The following is a 17,394-nucleotide window of genomic DNA, read 5'->3' as shown; positions in this document are numbered from 1 at the left end:
TGCGAATGGAGGGTGGAATCCTTATAGTTGTGAATTGGCGCACGCTTTCGACTGCGGGCGTGCAGAATCGTAGAGAAGGATACAGATGCCGGACGTCAACTCGGATGCGGCGACACCTCGAATTGCACTCATTTCAACCCACGGCTACGTAGCTGCCAACGCACCACTCGGCGCGGCCGATACCGGCGGACAGGTGGTCTACGTCCTGGAACTTGCAAAAAAGCTGGCCCAGTTGGGCTATGCTGTCGATATCTGGACGCGGCGATTTGAAGACCAGCCTCCTGTCGATGAAGTGGCAGACGGGGTTCGTGTCCTGCGTGTCGCCTGTGGCGGACGCGATTTTATTCCGAAGGAATATCTTCACCGCCACCTTCTCGAGTGGTGTGAAAACGCGCTGCGCCTGATTCGCAGGGAAAACCTCTCCTACGACTTCATCAACAGCCACTACTGGGATGCGGGCGTGGCGGGGCAGCGACTGTCGGAAGCGCTCACTATCCCGCACATCCATACGCCGCATTCCCTCGGCATATGGAAGCAGCGCCAGATGAAGACGGACTACCCGGACAAGGCCGATACATTCGAGGCCGAGTTCAATTTTACGGAGCGCATAAAGCACGAGACGATCATCTATCGAAGCTGCGCCATGGTGATTGCCACGACGCCGCCGCAGGTGGACATGCTGATCGAGGACTACAGTCTCGAGCGCGACCGCGTGCATATGATCCCGCCCGGTTACGACGACAACCGGTTCTTCCCCGTCAGCGAGGCGTCTCGCCGGTTGATCCGCCATCGGCTCGGCTTCGAAGGGCGAACGATCCTGGCGCTCGGCCGGCTCGCCACCAACAAGGGCTACGACCTGCTGATCGATGCGTTTTCCGTGGTGGCGCCGCGTGTGCCGGATGCGGTCCTGAGGCTCGCTGTCGGCGGCGAGAACATGGACGAGCAGGAACAAAAGATCCTGAACCAGCTCAAGGAACAGGTTGAACAGCTAGGCTTGCAGGACCGTGTCGTCTTCTCAGGCTATGTTGCCGACGAGGATCTGGCCGACACCTATCGGGCGGCGGACATGTTCGTCCTGTCGAGTCGCTACGAGCCGTTCGGCATGACCGCGATCGAGGCGATGGCCTGCGGAACGCCGACCGTGGTTACGATCCATGGCGGCCTCTATCGCGGGATCAGCTATGGCCGGCACGCGCTGTTCGGTGATCCGTTCGACAAGGAAGACCTCGGCATCACCATCGTCAAGCCTATGAAGCACCCGCGCCTCTACGGCCGACTGGGCCGCATGGGTGCGCACAAGGCGCGCAGCCTGTTCACCTGGACAGGTATCGCGCAGCAGTTGGTCAGCCTTGTCGAAGGACGTCCGGTGTTGAAGGCGGTCGACGACCATGATTGGGACGAGCCGTGGAACGACGGCGATTGAAACCGATCGCGCTTCTATCGAGTGATCTCGACGGGACTCTGGCGGGCGATCCGCCGGCGACGTCACGCTTTCGGTTAAAATGGGAAGCTCTCGATCCCGAGCACCGGCCGGTTCTCGTCTACAACAGCGGTCGTCTGGCCGACGACATTTTGAACTTCGTCGACGAAGTCGCCCTGCCAGCGCCGGACTACGTGATCGGCGGTGTCGGTACGATGCTCGCCGGTCCGCGGCACACCTCGCGCCTCGGGCATTTTACCCAGAGGTTTTCGGAAGGCTGGTCTCTTGAAAAGGTCGATGCGGTGCTCGGATCGCTCGAAGACACCGTCCGTCAACCCGACGGCTATCAACACGCCTTCAAATCGAGTTGGTACCTGCTCGACGCAAGTCCGGAAGCCCTTGCCAGCATCGAGCGTGCTCTGGCCGAAGCCGGCCTGTCGGTGACGATGGTTTATTCGAGTGGACGCGATCTCGACATCCTGCCGCGTTCAGCAGACAAGGGGCAGGCGCTGGCCTGGCTCTGCAATGAACTCGGCATCGGTCTGGATGAGGTGGTGGTCGCCGGCGATACCAACAACGATCGCAGTATGTTCGACCTGCCGGGTGCGCGTGGGATTGTCGTTGCCAATGCCCTTCCCGAACTGCTTGACATGGCGCGGGACAACCCGCTGATTTACAGCGCGAAGAAACAGTTCGCCCTTGGCGTCGTCGAAGGCCTCGCTCATTGGTCGGTGTTTGCGGACGCCCGATCCTGAGCTGAAAATATTGATCTCCCTGTCACGGTTTGAGCGCCCATACCGTCGCGTGTAGAACGGCACCCGTCTCGGCGATGAGACGTGCCGATTGTACCGGCTCAAAACCGCTGATCCGCTTCGTGCCAGCCCAACGGCCGCGATCCGCGAAAACCTCTATCGATCCGTAGTCGAGGAATATCCGCAGCCGTTTTGGACGGGCTCCCTTGGCGATATAGTGAGGAGATTCCGCTGCGCCGCCGTCTTCATGACAAATGGCAAGTCCCTCGTCGTCAACCACAACTTCAAGTCGGACAGTTGGATGTTGGAGTTTCAGGCGGAAATGGGCACCCGGCCTTTCCAACTCGAACAGGATTTCGACCGCGCCATTGATAAAGCTTACCTGTTCTCCGGCTGCGAGGCGTGTCCGATCCAGAATATGGCTCCGCAGGCTCTCGGCTGCTCCGATGGGCGGGGTATGCAACTCGCCTGCAGACAGATGGATGTTGCGAGGCAACGTCATGGCTGTGGGGAAATCGATCGCCGGTCCGGTGTCGGCCCAGTTGGCAAGCCATCCTATACCGACAATGGCATCACCGTCGACGAAGGCCTGGAAGGCGTAATTATCCGTCCCGAAGTCCAGTTCCTGTTCGAATTCCTTGGCAAACGTCCGACCATCGAACCAGCCGACAATGGCCATGGTCAGGTTCTTGCGCCGGGTGGACTGGTCCTCGCTGTTCATCAGCCCGAGAATTAGAACCCAGCGCGTCGCGGGGTCGGTCGCGGGCCCGTCGAGCGGCAGCAAACAGGGACATTCGATCGCCGTCGTCCGATAGTGTTTCTCGACCAGAAGCTTGCCGATATATGTCCAGCCGGTGGCGGCCGTATGGTCACGGGTTTCGTAGAGCAGGACAACGCCGCCTTCATCGCTCTGGCTGCCCAGCAGCATCTTCCAAAGGCCATCCGGTCCCCTGAAGACGTATGGGTCGCGAAAATCCGCTGTCAATCCCTCGTCAAGCGGGCGGTACGGCAGGATGACGTCGGCATTTCCCGCCATGATGAGGTCGCTGGAAGTGGCAGTGAGCTGGATTTGCTGTTCCGGGATACGGTCCTGTACCTGCTCGGTGAAAAAGACGCGAATGCCCGGGCCATCGGCAAGCGGGACGGCTGAGCCGGAATATGCACCGCCCCGTTTGTCGGGCCTTGCGGTAAGATCTTCCGACGGGAACAGGAAGATGGGCATGTGACGCCACCGCAAATAGTCGGAAGAGACGGCGTGGCCCCAATGCATCGTATTCCACCGAAGTCCATGTGAATAATGCTGGTAAAAGAGATGTGGGCGACCTCCAAACCGACCGAATCCGTTTGGATCGTTCATCCAGCCGAACGGCGGACGAAAATGATAGCTGTCAGGGATGTTCGGCGGCGCATTTCCGGGATTGGTGTGGAGAACTGTAATGCCTGTCTCCAGCACGTCGGCCAATGCGAACCAGTAGGCAACCGATACCGATGTTTGGTCCGTGTCGTAGTCCAGTTCGACACTGCCGCCGCCGAAGACGTGAAAAATTCTGAATTCATACTCTTCGGCGTTCGTAACGCTCACCTCGCCGAACTTGCCACGGACATTGGAAAAAGACAGCGAGCCCGGAACGTCCGGCTTGGTCGCCTTAAGCCAGATATGGAACGTGGCGTTGACTGGCAGGTCGGCATGCAGGCTTCGAATGGTGTCCCCTCCTGCAATCCTCACCTGGCTGTCACTCATAAAGATGCCTCCATTGCGTCCGGCTTTCCCAGGCAGGTCGAGTACCAAAACCGGGTGCTCGACCTGGAATGCGCTGCGGAAGGTTAAAGCTGGATTTTCACTTTGGCAAAGTCATTCCCCGGATCGACGCAAGACCTTCCCTTTTCCGCGGGTTGCCTCTGGCTGACATTGCCAGGCGTTGCACCTAACCCTCTATGGGTTGGCGTATCGCAAACTGTGTCTCGATCTGCGCTGGCTGGCGTCCGGTCACCCACCAGATCACCGACACCACGATAATGGAGACGTAGCCGTCAACTGCGTAGTGCCATCCGGTATATACCGAACCGTACATTATCAGGGCTGCGAACATCCAACCGAGAATACCGAGCCAGAGATTGAGGGAAGAAAGCAGATAAGCATTCAGTGTGGCAAAGGCGACGTGCATGCTTGGCATGGCCGAGATGCCACCGCCAAGGTCTGGCCGGCCGCTCTGGTAAGCCGTTAGAAGATATGCAGCGGGCTCCCGCACCATGTGGCTATAGTCGAGACCGTCCATGGCGGCGTTGAGTCCGCTGAAGCGGTCCTCGCCAACAAACTGGTGATAGTAGATCGGCCCAACCGATGCCAGCGCCAGGGCCAAGATGGTGCCGAGGATGAATAACGTCAGCGCGGCTGCCCAGAGGTAGCGGATGCGGCCAATCTTGTCCGACCAGAGAGACACGAAAAGCATGGTGCCGAACCACTGGAAAAACCAAATGACCTCATAGCTGTTGAAGACGACGATCGACCAAATGTTGCTGTCGAGCCTGTGCGTGAGTTCCCACGGCGCTGTCCCGTGCAACCATTCATCCAGATCGGCTAACCAGTTGTCCGCATAGAATGGAACGACGGACGGGATGGCCATCTTGTAGGTAGAGAACGCGGTCAAGCTGGCGAAGAAGAACAGCAGCACCAGCAAACAGCCACGCCAGCGCGCTCGGACCAAATCGACGGCGTAGCGAGTTGGTTTTCCTCGACCATAAATAAGCGCAGCTGAACAGACACCAGCAACAAACAAGATCGGAATACCGGCGACGAACTTCTGGGCATAAACCAGTGTTAGGTGGAAGAAAGACTGCGGACTTATTGCAGACGCGCACGTCACGTAGATTGCTAGAAAGAACGCAAGGCGCAATGACCATTTTGTCGATGGACCGTAGTCCCCCGCCTCCGCAATTGAGAGCATGCTAATTTACCAAGGTTCAAATGCCGACGTCGATGGCATTATGTATGTGATAGCGAAGCAAGCTTACCATGCGGTTACTTCAACGCCTGGCTGTCACTCATAAAGATGGCTCCGTTCCGCACTGGCACGACAACGAGCAGATCCTTGTCACGGTATCGGGCATGTGTAAGCTCACCATTGACGGCAATATCTTCGACGCACTTCCGGGCGACCTTCTTTTCTTTCCTGCCGGCCCCCCGCCATTGCGCGTTCGGCACGGGACCGGAAGGCTGCGTCTATTACGAAATCTTCGCGCCGCCCGTCCGCACCAACTGCCGGGTTGGATCGGACCATCGGTCCTGCGCTACGACTGAAAGCTGAATTTAGGAGGATCTCATGGCCATCGGTCCTGACACCAAAAGTGTCTACACCATTGCCCCGACGCCGTTCGAGGCGGATGGCAAGATCGACTGGGAATCACTTGATTCGATGGTCGATTTCTACGAGCGCTGCGGCGTCGATGGGATGACAATCCTCGGCATCATGGGTGAGGCCCCGAAGCTCGACGCCGGCGAATCGCTCGAGATCGTCAAGCGTATCGTGGCGCGCACTAAGCTGCCGGTCATCGTCGGCGTCTCTGCCCCTGGCTTCGCCGCCATGCGCAGCCTTGCGCGCGCCTCGACGGAGGTTGGCGCGCAGGGCGTGATGATTGCGCCGCCACCGGCGCTGCGCACCGACGATCAGATCGTCACCTATTTCCGCAACGCATCCGAAGCGGTCGGCGAGGATGTTCCTTTCGTCCTGCAGGACTATCCGCTGACCCTCTCGGTCGTCATGACGCCGGCCGTCATCCGCCGCATCGTCACCGACAATCCGGCCTGCTTCATGCTCAAGCACGAGGACTGGCCGGGCCTGGAGAAGATCAGCGCGCTGCGCGGCTTTCAGAAGGACGGCTCGCTGCGGCCGCTGTCCATCCTCACCGGTAATGGCGGCCTCTTCCTCGACTTCGAGATGGAGCGCGGCGCCAATGGCGCGATGACCGGCTATGCCTTCCCCGATATGCTGGTCGACGTGGTGAAACTGTCTGCCGCCGGCGAGCGCGACAAGGCGCACGATCTTTTCGACGCCCACCTGCCCTATTTGCGCTATGAGCAGCAACCAGGCGTGGGACTTGCGGTACGCAAATATGTGATGATGAGGCGGGGTGCCATCGCGTCCGACGCCCAGCGCAAGCCGGGCAGTGCGTTGTCGGCGGCGGCCAGACAAGAGGTCGACTACCTGCTTTCGCGGCTGCAAAGCCGCGTCTAGAGCGCTTGCGTCTCGATGGAACCAAAACCGCGCTCTAACTCTTTGTTTCAACGCATTTTGTCGAACGCCAGACGAAGACATTTTGGCTGCCTAATGCTCTAGCTTTCGTCTTCAGCTTTTTGACTTTTGGTCGCGGGCGTGAGCCTCGACCGAGGGCGCATTGACGCCAGGTCCGGTCGGCGAACGGGCCAAGGGGAGCGAATGGCACCACCGGACTGCGCTACGGGCCAGGATCCGCAGAGCCTCGGCTCGTGCCTGGCGCGCCCTATGCTCCAGCGCCAGCAGATCCAAAGGACCCTGCCGCTGCCGCCAGGTGAACAGAAGATCATCGGTTTCTCGGGTTTGCCGATCCTTGTTCGGACACATCGGTGTTGTCCCTCCCGGCTCGTTGGGAAAAGCGATACCGAACCGAGTCAGCGGATGGATCGCTGATAGCCGGTGTGTTTTCGGCGCGAGCCGTAGCGCTTCTCGTAAAGCGGTCGCAGCAGCGACTGAATGTCAGGATCTGACACGCGCCTGTCTGCGGTTCTTGCCGAGCTCTTGATTCCCTTGATCTGTCCATCGAGGGTCCGGCGTACGTCGTGCGGAAAGATGCCGTTTCGATACATCGCGCTCTCCTGATTGACGAAAGTGTTGGGGCGATAGTCGGAGGGCAGCACTACGGAATGATTTCAAGGAGGAGGAATTTGATTACAGCTGCAGCAACGGAGGAAGACCGGCGATCAGCTGCCGCCCCGGAACGGCTCAGCCTATGATCAGCGCATTGTCGCCGGCAACCACAGGGCAATCTGCGGGAAGATGATCAGCAGCACTGTCGTCACGACGAGCGCAATCGTCAGGATGCTGGTGCCCCTGTAGACTTTCGTCAGGTCGGCTCCCGCGGTTGTGCCAACGACGAACGCGACAAGGCCGACCGGCGGGAAGACTAGCCCGATAGTGACCATCATCATGGAAACGACGCCGAACCAGATCGGATCGAAGCCGAGCGAATTGATGAGCGGGAACGTCAGTTGCAATGTCAGAAAGCAGCAGCGGGATCTCGTCCATGAACATGCTGATGACGAAGTAGACCGCCAAAATGCCGATGATCACCATCCAGCGATTGAGATCCATCGCGGCCACCAACGCGACGATCTCCTGCGGGATACGGCTGAGCGTCATGTAGTGGCCGAGCAAGGTCGCGCCGATCAGGATCAGGAAAATCATCGCGGAGGTGCGAATCGTCGATTTCAGCGCCTGCAACACGTCGTGCGCCGACAACCTGCCTAATGCGACGCCGATCACGCCCGCCATCAACGCGCCGACCGCACCGACCTCGGTCGGAGTCGCGATTCCGAGGTAGAGCAGCGCGATCACGACGACGATGAGCAACAGGCTCGGCCATACGCGCGCCAGGCTTGCCCAGCGCTCCCTGGCCGGAGCGCGATAGGTCTTAGGCGCATGCGCCGGGCTGATCGTGACCCAGAGATAGATCGTCAATGCCAGCAGGATGCCGGCCAGAATGCCGGGCACGATGCCGGCGATCAGCAGCTTGCCGACGGAAGTTTGCGTGGCGAGCCCGTAGATCACCATGGCGACGCTTGGCGGGATCAGGATGTCGAGCGTGGCGCCGACGCCGATCGCGCCGGCGGCAAGCTCGTCGGAATAGCCGTGCCGGCGCATCTCCGGCATGGCGATGTTCGACATCACCGAGGCCGCGGCGACGCTCGCACCCGACATCGCGCCGAAAACCCCGCAGGAGAACACGGTGGCGATAGCAAGCCCACCGCGGATGAGCGACAACCAGTTGCTCGCCGCCGTGTAAAGGTCGCGCGCCAGCCCGCTCGAAGCTGAGAAATAGGCCATCAGGATGAACATCGGGATCGTCGTGAGGGCATAGTCCGCCACCGTATCGAACGGCGCCAGGGCGACGATGCCCAGCATCTTGGCGAGATCGCCGGTCACCACATAAATGCCCAGCATGCCCGACGCGGCAAGCGCGACCGCGATCGGCACGCCGAGCAGCAGAAGCGCGACCAGGGCGACAAGGGGGAAGCGCGGTAAGCATCGGCTAACGTTGACGATGCGGCGGGCCGGTCAGGACGCGGCGGACTGGTCAGGATTGCCAGCACAAGAACAAGGAAGCCGAGCGGCGCCACCAAGTACGCCGGGCTGACCGGAACTGGAAGCGCACTCAGTGTCGTTGGGTCGGAGAGCGAGCGGTATGCCTGCTGCACGGTCGCCGCCGCGAATACCAGGCAGCACAGTATGGCAATGACGTATGCGAGGTGCTCAGCAATCGATCGCAGCGACAGCGAAAGCCGATCCACCAGAAAGGTCACCCGGACGAAGGCTCCGCCTCGAAATGCGGAGGGCAGGCCGAGAAAGATTGCCGCGGTCATCAAGTATTTCTCGGTGAGCTCGTAGGCGATCAGGATCGGGCTGTTCAAAAAATAGCGACAGGCGGCGTCGGCGCTGGTCAGCAGCATCATGATTGCGGTCGCGGTGACGGCGACGTAAGCGAGCACGAGCTCGCAACGCCGCTGCCACGTCTCGATTCGTCCAAAAACGGTCATGTCGTGGGAAGGTGGCATCGTGTCGGACATCGGCTTCTTGAAGGATGAATTTTCGTCGAGGCGTCGTCTCGCTCTGGGAACCGGCGACCGTCAGTCGTTCAACATCTCGACGGTGGCTTCGAGAATCTGTCGAGCCTCCCCGTGGCCCTTGGCTTCCATTTTTTTGACCCACGCGTCCCAGAGCGGCTGAGCGGCGATCTTGTTCCAACGCGCCACCTCCTCCGTCGGCATCGCGTAGCGGATCATCTCACGGTTTTCCGCCTCGGCCCTGTCGAGGGCTGCCTGTTCGGCCGCGTCGAAGAAGTTCCTGCCCCACAATTTCGAACCTTCGAGACCGCTGACGCTCATGATGGCGTCGCGGATATCAGTGGGCAGGCTCTCCCATTTCTGTTTGTTGGCGCACAGCGAGCCGTACACGGCAGAAAGCGGCGCGATCGTGTAGTATTTAGCGACCTCGTAAAGCCGGAAGGCATTCACCGCCTCCCAGGGGGCTCCCATGCCGTCGACCACGCCCTTGTCGAGGGCCTGGTAGACATCCGGCATCGGTACCAGTGTCGGCACGGCGCGCCCAGCGCCTTCATCTGCTCGGTCGGCGGTCCGCCGGTCACGCGTATCTTGAGACCCTCCAGGTCATCCAGCGTCTTCACCTGTTTGCTGGTGGTGAGGAGGAAATAAGGATGGCTCGTCCACAGCGCCAGCGACTGGATCTCGGCATATTCCTTCCGCATGGCGGGGAACTTTTCGTAGAGTTTCCACAACGCTTCGCTGCCTTTTTCGGCGGACGTGATCGGCAGGCCAGGCAGGGTGATCACGTCCGACAGCGGGGTGATGTCCGGCCAGTAGCCATGGAAGCACCAGCCGATGTCGACGATGCCGGCGCGCACCGCGTTCACATTTCCGTCCCTTTCACCAGGGTCTGCCCGGGATAGTGCTCGATCTTCACGCGGCCTTTGGTTGCTTCCTCGATCTTCCTGATCCAGGGCTGCATCGCGTGGACGGAGCCCCAGGAGGTCGGCGGATTCTGGTCGGCCACCGTCAGTGTCACCTCCTGCGCGGGTGCCGCCACGGTCAGGGCAAGTACAGTGGCCACGATCCCGATCACCGAGAGAATGTTTCTGACGACGTTACATGACTGGTGATAACTCATCCTTCGCGCTCCGCTGCTCTCATGTCGAGAACGGCATTGTCTCGGAGAATTTCGCTACAGAATGATTTCAGCGAAACGGAATTTGGTTACGTCTGTAACAACGGGGAGCGTCGTTGTTGATCGCCCGCGGCGCGTTATGGCACTTTGCTGTGGAAGGAGGTGGGCGGCTTGGCGCCGATGCTGGCCCAACGTGAGCGTCAATAGCAACCAGCGGCAATAGCAATTGGGAAAATCCCATGGCCAAGGCAGAGGAACTCCGGACCTACATCATCAAGGGTGGCGAGGAGGGGCGGTCGCGGCTCGCCCTCATTTCGCGCGTGCTGGCGCCGGCAACCCGGGCGCTTCTCGACCGCTTCGAACCGCTGAACGGAATCTTGGCGCTGGACGCCGGTTGCGGCGGCGGTGACGTCAGTTTCGAACTGGCGGCTCGGGTCGGTTCAAACGGCCGCGTCGTCGGATTCGATCTCGACGAAGAGAAGCTGGCGGCGGCCCGCGAAGAGGCGTGCAGTCGCGGCCTCGCCAATGTCGCGTTTCACCAGGCCAGCGTGCTCGATCCGTGGCCGGTCTCGGGCGCCGCATTGGTCTATATCCGGTTCGTACTCACGCATCTCTCGAGGCCGGAGGACGTGCTGGCGAGAGCGAGGGCGGCACTGGCGCCCGGCGGCGTCTTGATCGTCGAGGACATCGACTATGCCGGCCAGTTCTGCGATCCGCCTTGTCCGGCCGTCGACCGCTATCGCGAGCTCTTTGTCGCGACGCTCAAGGCGCGCGGCGGCGACCCGTTCATCGGGCGCAGGCTGGTCCGCCTTCTGGAGAGCGCGGGCTTTGCCAGTGTCGACTCCTGTCTCGTCCAACCCTTCGGGCGAAGCCGCGACGTCAAGCAGACCACGTCGCTCACCATGGCGGCGATTGCCGAGGCGATCGCGACATCGGGCATCGCCTCCGCCGAAGAGGTCGACCATGTGACGCGCGAGATCAAAGCCTTTGCCGACCGGCCGGACACGACCATATCCCTGCCGCGCATCTTTCAGGCGTGGGGCGAATGAGTAGCTGAGAGATGCATTGCCTTCCGGCAACGGCCTTGCCGTATGACGGCTTTGCGTCAAACCACGCAGTTAGTGCGCGGCATTCCGCGCCCAAACCACCCGCAGGTCCGCACAGTGTTTCAGCTTGCATAAACAGTCTTGGGAAGAACTGCAGGGAAACACAAAATTGCGCAATAAAAATAGTAGCTTATTGGATAAAGCTGGTGCGGTCGAGAAGACTCGAACTTCCACGGGTTGCCCCACAGCGACCTCAACGCTGCGCGTCTACCAATTCCGCCACGACCGCACGTGGTAGGAGCCGAAACGAACCGGCTCGCGGCGTGTAGCAAATCGTTTCCGGCGAAACAAGGGCGCGTCGCGCAATAATTGCCCGGCATTCAGCATAACCCTCCAAAGGGGTTGGAACGCGCCCGGAACTGGACGTTTCAACTGATTGCCGCCATATGTGGGGCGACACGAGACACACCATGACAGAACGCAGCCAGATCGCCACGTCGTTCCTGCCCCTGCCCGGTTCGGCGCCGGTCGAATGGCGGATCGAACCCGGCCTCACCGCCTATCCAGATGCGCTTGCCGTGATGGAGGCGCGTGCCGAAGCGATCCGAAGCGGCGCCGCCGGCGAGATGGTCTGGCTGGTCGAGCACCCGCCGCTCTACACCGCCGGCACCAGCGCCCGCATCGAGGATCTGATCGAGCCGGACCGTTTCCCGGTGTTCGCGGCCGGGCGCGGCGGCGAATACACCTATCATGGGCCAGGCCAGCGGGTCGCTTATGTGATGCTCGACCTGAAGCGGCGGCGCGAGGACGTCCGCGCCTTCGTCGCCGCACTTGAACAATGGATCATCGGCACGCTCGCCGCCTTCAACGTGCGTGGTGAACGGCGCGAGGATCGCGTCGGCGTCTGGGTAGTACGGCCGGATCGCCCGCCCCTGGCCGACGGATCGCTCGCCGAGGACAAGATCGCCGCCATCGGCATCAGGCTGAGGCGCTGGGTGAGCTTTCACGGTATCGCCATCAATGTCGAGCCGGATCTCGCCCACTTCAGCGGCATCGTGCCGTGCGGCGTACAGGATCACGGCATCACCAGTCTCGTCGATCTCGGTCTTCCCATAACGATGGCCGATCTCGACCTCGCGCTAAAATCCGCCTTCGAGGATGTCTTCGGACCCGCGGCACCTTTGCTTGTCGAGTTGGCCCGCAAGATCGGCTGACAAAGCGGCGCTGAACCACCGAGCTCCGACGCCGCCCTCACCCCGTGAAGAACGGGGCGCGCTGCCTCACATCGCTCCAATCCAGATCGCCATGGAAATGAGAAACGTGCTCATGCACACCAGTGACACGACATCCTGAACAAGACCGATCATAACTCTCTCCTGTTTTCAGTATGTTCGTATTTTGTTCTAATTTTGTTCGAATGTCAACGACCGCAATCAGAGCGTGTCGCGAAATTCGGGCGCTCAGTTCGGCAGGGTTAAGGAAAGGTTGAGAGGCGGATCTCCGCCGCTTCCGCGCTGGCTGCGTGCGGGAAAACGCGGCCGCTGGTGATCAGCCCGTTAGGTGTGTCGAGATTCAGGTCAGGCCGCGCCGAGCATGGTGGCTTCCGAGAACCGGAGCGGAGCGTACTTAAGTACGTGAGCACCGGAAGCGCAGGAAACCGACGTTCGCAGGCCGGCATCACCTGAACCTCGACACACCCTAAAGCGGAACAACCTTGCCGTCGGCCAGCGTGACTCGACGGTCCATGCGCGAGGCAAGCTCGTGATTGTGGGTGGCGATCAGCGCCGCCAGCCCCGATTGCCGGACCAGCGCTCCCAATGCCTCGAACACATAGGAGGCGGTGACCGGGTCGAGGTTGCCGGTCGGCTCGTCGGCAAGCAGCACCAGCGGCGCATTGGCGACGGCGCGCGCGATGGCGACGCGCTGCTGCTCGCCGCCGGACAGTTCGGACGGCCGGTGTTGCGCCCGCTTGCCGATCTGCATGTAGTCGAGCAGTTGCGCCGAACGCTCGGCAGCCTCCTTGCGCGTCAGCCCTTTTATCAGCTGCGGCATCATGATGTTTTCCAGCGCCGTGAACTCCGGCAGCAGGTGATGGAACTGATAGACGAAGCCGACATCGTTGCGGCGGATCGCCGTGCGCTCGTCGTCGGAAAGCCGCCCGCAGGCGCGGCCTGCCAGAATCACGTCGCCGGCGTCGGGCCGCTCCAGCAATCCGGCGGTGTGCAACAGCGTCGATTTGCCGGTACCCGAAGGCGCCACCAGCGCCACGATCTCGCCGCGCTTCAGCGAAAAATCGGCGCCGTTGAGGATGGTCAGCTTGCGCGGGCCCTGGACATAGTGCCGCTCGACGCTCTTCAGCTCGATAATGGCCTCGGCCATCATTCGTACCTCAGCGCTTCGACCGGATCGAGCCTGGCCGCGCGCCATGCCGGAAACAGCGTCGCCAGGAACGACAGCACCAGAGCCATCAGGATCACCGAGATCGTCTCGCTGGCATCCATGCGGGCAGGCAGTTGGCTCAGGAAATAGAGCTCGGGATTGAACAGCCTCTCGCCGGCCAGCCAGGAGAAGAACTGGCGGATTCGCTCGACGTTCAGGCAGATTACAACGCCCAGCAGCACCCCTGCGATGGTGCCCACCACGCCGATCGCCGCGCCCGTCATCAGGAAGATGCGCAGGATCGCACCGCGCGTGGCGCCCATGGTGCGCAGGATGGCGATGTCGTGGCCCTTGTCCTTCACCAGCATGATCAGGCCCGAGATGATGTTGAGCGCCGCCACCAGCACGATCAGCGTCAGGATCATGAACATGACATTGCGCTCCACTTGCAGCGCATCGAAGAAAGTCCTGTTGCGTTCTCGCCAGTCGACCATGGTGATCGGCCGCTGCGACGCCTCCTCGACCTTCGGCTTCAGCGCATCGACATTGTCGGGATTGTCGACATAAATCTCGATCGCCTGAGCCCGGCCATCCATGTTGAAATAGAGCTGCGCTTCCGAAAACGGCATGTAGACGATGGAGCTGTCATATTCTGACATGCCGACCTCGAAGATCGCCGTGACCGGATAGCCTTTCATGCGCGGTGTCGTGCCGAGCGGCGTCACATCGCCGTCGGGCGCGATAAGCGTGATGGTGTCGCCGAGCACAAGACCGAGATTGTCGGCCATGCGGCTGCCGATGGCGACGCCCTCGCCTGTGTCGAAGCCGGCGATCGAGCCCTGCTTGATATTGCTGGCGACGATTGAAATCTTGCCCAGATCTTCACCGCGTATGCCGCGCACCAGCGCCCCTGATCCGCCGCCGATATTGCCTTGCGCCAGGACCTGCCCGTCGATCAGCGGAATGGCGTATTGGACGCCGGGCACGCCGTTGATGCGGCCGGCAACCTGCGCATAGTCCTCCAGCGGCATGTCGAGCGGCTGCACGATCAGATGGCCGTTGACGCCGAGGATGCGCGTCAGGAGCTCGGCGCGAAACCCGTTCATGACAGCCATCACGACGATCAGCGTGGCGACGCCCAGCATGATGCCGAGGAAGGAGATCGATGCGATGACGGAGATCACCGTCTCCTTGCGGCGCGAGCGCAGATAGCGCCATGCAACCATGCGTTCAAAAACGGAAAAAGCTCCGGCGGCCGGGGGTTTTGCTGCGGCTTCGCTCATCCGGCAAAACCGAAGCGTTTCTTCATGTCCACGATCGGCAGCGTCTCACGCTCGCCGGTCCTGCGATTCTTGATCTCGACCTCGCCGGCCGCCACGCCGCGCGGCCCGACGATGACCTGCCACGGCAGACCGATCAGGTCGGCGGTGGCGAACTTGCCGCCTGGCCGCTGGTCGGTATCGTCGTAGAGCACGTCCTTGCCGACGGCGACAAACGCCGCATGGAGTTCGTCGCAGACGCGGTCGCAGTCGGCGTCGCCGGCCTTCATGTTGATCAGGCCGATGTCGAAAGGCGCCACCGCCTCCGGCCAGATGATGCCGTTGTCGTCATGGCTGGCCTCGATGATCGCCGCGACCAGCCGCGTCGGACCGATGCCGTAGGACCCCCCGGAGGCAAAATGATCCTTGCCGTCGGGCCCGGTCACCTTGGCACCCATCGGCTTCGAATATTTGTCGCCGAAATGGAAGATGTGGCCGACCTCGATGCCGCGCGCCGAGACCCGGTCGCTTGTCGCAACCTTCTCCCACGCCGCCTCGTCGTGCATCTCGTCGGTCGCGGCATAGGGCGTCGTCCATGTCTTGACGATATCGCCGATCGCGGCATCGTTGGAGAAGTCCGTGTCTGCCCCCGGCACATCAAGCGCGAGATAGTCGCGATGGCAATAGACCTGGCTCTCGCCGGTGTCGGCCAGGATGATGAATTCGTGGCTGAGGTCGCCGCCGATCGGCCCGGTGTCGGCACGCATAGGGATTGCCTGCAGCCCCATGCGCGTGAACGTCCTGAGATAGGACACGAACATCCTGTTATAGGCCGCCTTGGCGCCTTCGAAATCGAGATCGAAGGAATAGGCGTCCTTCATCAGGAACTCGCGCGAACGCATGACGCCGAAGCGCGGCCGCACCTCGTCGCGGAATTTCCACTGGATGTGATAGAGATTGAGCGGCAGATCCTTATAGGACTTCACATAGGCGCGGAAAATCTCGGTGACCATCTCCTCGTTGGTCGGTCCATAGAGCATGTCCCGGTCTTGCCGGTCCTTGATGCGCAGCATCTCCTTGCCGTAGTCGTCATAGCGGCCGCTTTCGCGCCACAGCTCGGCGGACTGGATGGTCGGCATCAGGATCTCGAGCGCGCCGGCGCGGTCCTGCTCCTCGCGAACGATGCGGCAGACCTTGTCCAGCACCCTTTTGCCGAGCGGCAGCCAGGAAAAACTGCCTTGCCCCTGCTGGCGGATCATGCCGGCGCGCAGCATCAGCCGGTGCGAGACGATTTCGGCCTCGCGCGGATTTTCTTTGAGGATAGGCAGGAAATAGCGCGACAAACGCATGGACTGGTCCGTGAGAGAGAGGATTGCCGCACCGGAATCGGCGCAGCGCAGGCTTGCTTGCCCCGGCTTCATAGCCATTTCATGACGGAATGGAAACCCGCCCCTCGGGACGCCGCAAAGGGTCCGCAGTGCCTCATCCGCCTTGCTGGTCGTTTCGCAAGCAACGCCTGCCATACTATTGTGCACTGCAGCACGAGATTGCTTATTTCCGGGCAAAATTCTGCGTGACATTTTCACCTGCCTTGGTCTAATGTGCCCCGATAACCGAGAGGGCGGAAAGAAATCTGCCCTCCTACGCGGTCAAAGTCTTGGGAGGATGCGATCTAGGCGCGGTTACTCGCTGCCGCCGGACACCGGAAACAGATCGGACGCGTTTAAATTGCAAGGCCTTGTGCCTTGCATTTTTTTTGTGCAATCATCTGGTTAGCACGACAAATTGCTAAACCACTTTACCTCGCGTCAGCACAGCGGGTTCGGAACCTGCATCGGCTTCCAGCCCGGATTGGTGCTCGCATGCAAGATGTGGCCAGCCGTGCCCGGCGGTCTAATTTTCGGGTCTCTGGCTGAAATCCGGCACGATGTGCGGGATGTCGTCGATGCCGAGGCCGAGCCCCCTCGTAATGCCATAGAAGATGCCAAGAAGAACCATCGTGACGATCGTCGTCCGCAGCACGGCGCGCAGCATATGGGGTCCGCGCGGCGCGCTGGGTACCGTGCCCAGCGTCACGTCCTCATCCTCGTCCTGCGTCCTCAGACTGAACGGCAGGATGGCGAACAGCACTACCCACCATGTGATGAAGAACAGGGCGAGGAACGAAACCCAGCTCATGCTTGCTCCAGTTCGACCAGCGTGCCGAAGAAATCCTTGGGATGCAGGAACAGCACCGGCTTGCCATGCGCGCCGATCTTCGGGTCGGCGTCGCCAAGGACGCGGGCGCCGCTGGCCTTGAGGTGATCACGCGCGGCAAGAATGTCGTCGACCTCGTAGCAGACATGATGCATGCCGCCCGAGGGGTTCTTCTCGAGGAATGCCGCGATCGGCGAATCCTCGCCGAGCGGCTCCAGCAATTCGATCTTGGTGTTGCCGACATCGACGAACACCACCGTCACGCCATGCTCCGGCAGCGCCTGCGGCGCGCTCACCCGAGCGCCGAGCGTATCGCGATAGGCCGCCGTCGCCGCGGCCAGATCCGGCACGGCAAGCGCGACATGGTTCAGGCGTCCGAGCATAGGTTTTCCTCAGGGCAGTAAGGCAATA

20 protein-coding genes and 1 tRNA gene are annotated in these 17,394 nt (G+C 61.1%); 6 read left to right on the top strand and 15 right to left on the bottom strand.

All coding sequences use genetic code 11. From position 1 onward, the window contains the following. The first annotated feature begins 85 nt into the window (after positions 1 to 85). Positions 86 to 1,423: a glycosyltransferase family 4 protein gene (locus AC0NIE_RS18480; protein ID WP_473485371.1), complete on the top strand. Its 1,338-nt coding sequence runs from the start codon at positions 86 to 88 to the stop codon at positions 1,421 to 1,423. Then, positions 1,420 to 2,175 (top strand): HAD-IIB family hydrolase, encoded by a 756-nt coding sequence (locus tag AC0NIE_RS18475; RefSeq protein ID WP_123151848.1) that lies wholly within the window; start codon positions 1,420 to 1,422, stop codon positions 2,173 to 2,175. The genes AC0NIE_RS18480 and AC0NIE_RS18475 overlap by 4 nt, the downstream gene beginning before the upstream one ends. Before the next feature lie 22 nt (positions 2,176 to 2,197). On the opposite strand, the gene AC0NIE_RS18470 is transcribed toward AC0NIE_RS18475, so the two are convergent. Both AC0NIE_RS18470 and AC0NIE_RS18465 read right to left on the bottom strand, forming a co-directional pair. Further along, entirely contained in the window at positions 2,198 to 3,913 is a 1,716-nt protein-coding gene (locus AC0NIE_RS18470) for a GH32 C-terminal domain-containing protein (RefSeq protein ID WP_473485370.1), read from the bottom strand. 184 nt (positions 3,914 to 4,097) lie between these two features. Then, positions 4,098 to 5,117 (bottom strand): phosphatase PAP2 family protein, encoded by a 1,020-nt coding sequence (locus AC0NIE_RS18465; protein ID WP_473485369.1) that lies wholly within the window; start codon positions 5,115 to 5,117, stop codon positions 4,098 to 4,100. A 68-nt stretch (positions 5,118 to 5,185) separates the two neighbouring features. Between AC0NIE_RS18465 and AC0NIE_RS18460 the strand changes: the two genes are divergently transcribed. After that, positions 5,186 to 5,470, top strand: coding sequence for a cupin domain-containing protein (locus tag AC0NIE_RS18460; RefSeq protein WP_473485368.1), 285 nt, complete (start codon positions 5,186 to 5,188; stop codon positions 5,468 to 5,470). 22 nt (positions 5,471 to 5,492) lie between these two features. Beyond that, a complete protein-coding gene (locus AC0NIE_RS18455; protein WP_473485367.1) occupies positions 5,493 to 6,404 on the top strand; it encodes a dihydrodipicolinate synthase family protein in 912 nt (303 codons plus the stop codon). A 111-nt stretch (positions 6,405 to 6,515) separates the two neighbouring features. On the opposite strand, the gene AC0NIE_RS18450 is transcribed toward AC0NIE_RS18455, so the two are convergent. The 7 genes from AC0NIE_RS18450 to AC0NIE_RS18420 form a co-directional block, all read right to left on the bottom strand. Continuing rightward, positions 6,516 to 6,770, bottom strand: coding sequence for a hypothetical protein (locus AC0NIE_RS18450; RefSeq protein ID WP_473485366.1), 255 nt, complete (start codon positions 6,768 to 6,770; stop codon positions 6,516 to 6,518). A 47-nt stretch (positions 6,771 to 6,817) separates the two neighbouring features. Continuing rightward, on the bottom strand, positions 6,818 to 7,063 hold the full coding sequence (locus AC0NIE_RS18445; protein ID WP_473485365.1) for a hypothetical protein: 246 nt from the start codon (positions 7,061 to 7,063) through the stop codon (positions 6,818 to 6,820). Between the two features lie 85 nt (positions 7,064 to 7,148). Next, on the bottom strand, positions 7,149 to 8,399 hold the full coding sequence (locus AC0NIE_RS18440) for a TRAP transporter large permease (protein ID WP_473485364.1): 1,251 nt from the start codon (positions 8,397 to 8,399) through the stop codon (positions 7,149 to 7,151). Further along, a complete protein-coding gene (locus tag AC0NIE_RS18435; RefSeq protein WP_473485363.1) occupies positions 8,345 to 8,989 on the bottom strand; it encodes a TRAP transporter small permease in 645 nt (214 codons plus the stop codon). The genes AC0NIE_RS18440 and AC0NIE_RS18435 overlap by 55 nt, the downstream gene beginning before the upstream one ends. 60 nt (positions 8,990 to 9,049) lie before the next feature. Then, complete coding sequence (locus AC0NIE_RS18430; protein WP_473485362.1) at positions 9,050 to 9,469, bottom strand: type 2 periplasmic-binding domain-containing protein; 420 nt, start codon at positions 9,467 to 9,469, stop codon at positions 9,050 to 9,052. Next, positions 9,433 to 9,852 carry a type 2 periplasmic-binding domain-containing protein gene (locus AC0NIE_RS18425; RefSeq protein ID WP_473485361.1) on the bottom strand — a complete coding sequence of 140 codons (420 nt, stop codon included), beginning with the start codon at positions 9,850 to 9,852 and terminating at the stop codon, positions 9,433 to 9,435. Before AC0NIE_RS18425 ends, AC0NIE_RS18430 begins: the two co-directional genes overlap by 37 nt. Beyond that, on the bottom strand, positions 9,849 to 10,106 hold the full coding sequence (locus tag AC0NIE_RS18420) for a hypothetical protein (RefSeq protein WP_473485360.1): 258 nt from the start codon (positions 10,104 to 10,106) through the stop codon (positions 9,849 to 9,851). The genes AC0NIE_RS18425 and AC0NIE_RS18420 overlap by 4 nt, the downstream gene beginning before the upstream one ends. A 236-nt stretch (positions 10,107 to 10,342) precedes the next feature. Here AC0NIE_RS18420 and AC0NIE_RS18415 point away from each other — a divergent pair, with 236 nt between their 5' ends. Continuing rightward, on the top strand, positions 10,343 to 11,152 hold the full coding sequence (locus AC0NIE_RS18415) for a methyltransferase domain-containing protein (RefSeq protein WP_473485359.1): 810 nt from the start codon (positions 10,343 to 10,345) through the stop codon (positions 11,150 to 11,152). A 201-nt stretch (positions 11,153 to 11,353) separates the two neighbouring features. On the opposite strand, the gene AC0NIE_RS18410 is transcribed toward AC0NIE_RS18415, so the two are convergent. After that, a tRNA-Leu gene (locus AC0NIE_RS18410) sits at positions 11,354 to 11,438 on the bottom strand. Positions 11,439 to 11,619: 181 nt separating this feature from the next. Here AC0NIE_RS18410 and lipB point away from each other — a divergent pair. Further along, positions 11,620 to 12,363, top strand: a complete 744-nt coding sequence (gene lipB, locus AC0NIE_RS18405) for a lipoyl(octanoyl) transferase LipB (protein ID WP_473485358.1) — start codon at positions 11,620 to 11,622, stop codon at positions 12,361 to 12,363. Between the two features lie 484 nt (positions 12,364 to 12,847). On the opposite strand, the gene AC0NIE_RS18400 is transcribed toward lipB, so the two are convergent. The 5 genes from AC0NIE_RS18400 to mce all read right to left on the bottom strand — a co-directional run bounded on the left by AC0NIE_RS18400 (position 12,848) and on the right by mce (position 17,366). Further along, complete coding sequence (locus AC0NIE_RS18400) at positions 12,848 to 13,531, bottom strand: ABC transporter ATP-binding protein (protein ID WP_174654574.1); 684 nt, start codon at positions 13,529 to 13,531, stop codon at positions 12,848 to 12,850. Beyond that, positions 13,528 to 14,811, bottom strand: coding sequence for a lipoprotein-releasing ABC transporter permease subunit (locus AC0NIE_RS18395; RefSeq protein WP_123151859.1), 1,284 nt, complete (start codon positions 14,809 to 14,811; stop codon positions 13,528 to 13,530). Before AC0NIE_RS18395 ends, AC0NIE_RS18400 begins: the two co-directional genes overlap by 4 nt. Beyond that, entirely contained in the window at positions 14,808 to 16,136 is a 1,329-nt protein-coding gene (proS, locus tag AC0NIE_RS18390; RefSeq protein ID WP_123152087.1) for a proline--tRNA ligase, read from the bottom strand. The genes AC0NIE_RS18395 and proS overlap by 4 nt, the downstream gene beginning before the upstream one ends. A 544-nt stretch (positions 16,137 to 16,680) precedes the next feature. Further along, positions 16,681 to 16,965 carry a DUF1467 family protein gene (locus tag AC0NIE_RS18385; RefSeq protein ID WP_123151860.1) on the bottom strand — a complete coding sequence of 95 codons (285 nt, stop codon included), beginning with the start codon at positions 16,963 to 16,965 and terminating at the stop codon, positions 16,681 to 16,683. Continuing rightward, on the bottom strand, positions 16,962 to 17,366 hold the full coding sequence (gene mce, locus AC0NIE_RS18380; RefSeq protein ID WP_095494636.1) for a methylmalonyl-CoA epimerase: 405 nt from the start codon (positions 17,364 to 17,366) through the stop codon (positions 16,962 to 16,964). The genes AC0NIE_RS18385 and mce overlap by 4 nt, the downstream gene beginning before the upstream one ends. Between the last annotated feature and the right edge of the window lie 28 nt (positions 17,367 to 17,394).

The organism is Mesorhizobium sp. WSM4842 (assembly GCF_055901575.1).
The sequence above is the reverse complement of the archived record's forward strand: the minus strand, read 5'-3'. Positions and strand labels throughout refer to the sequence as shown.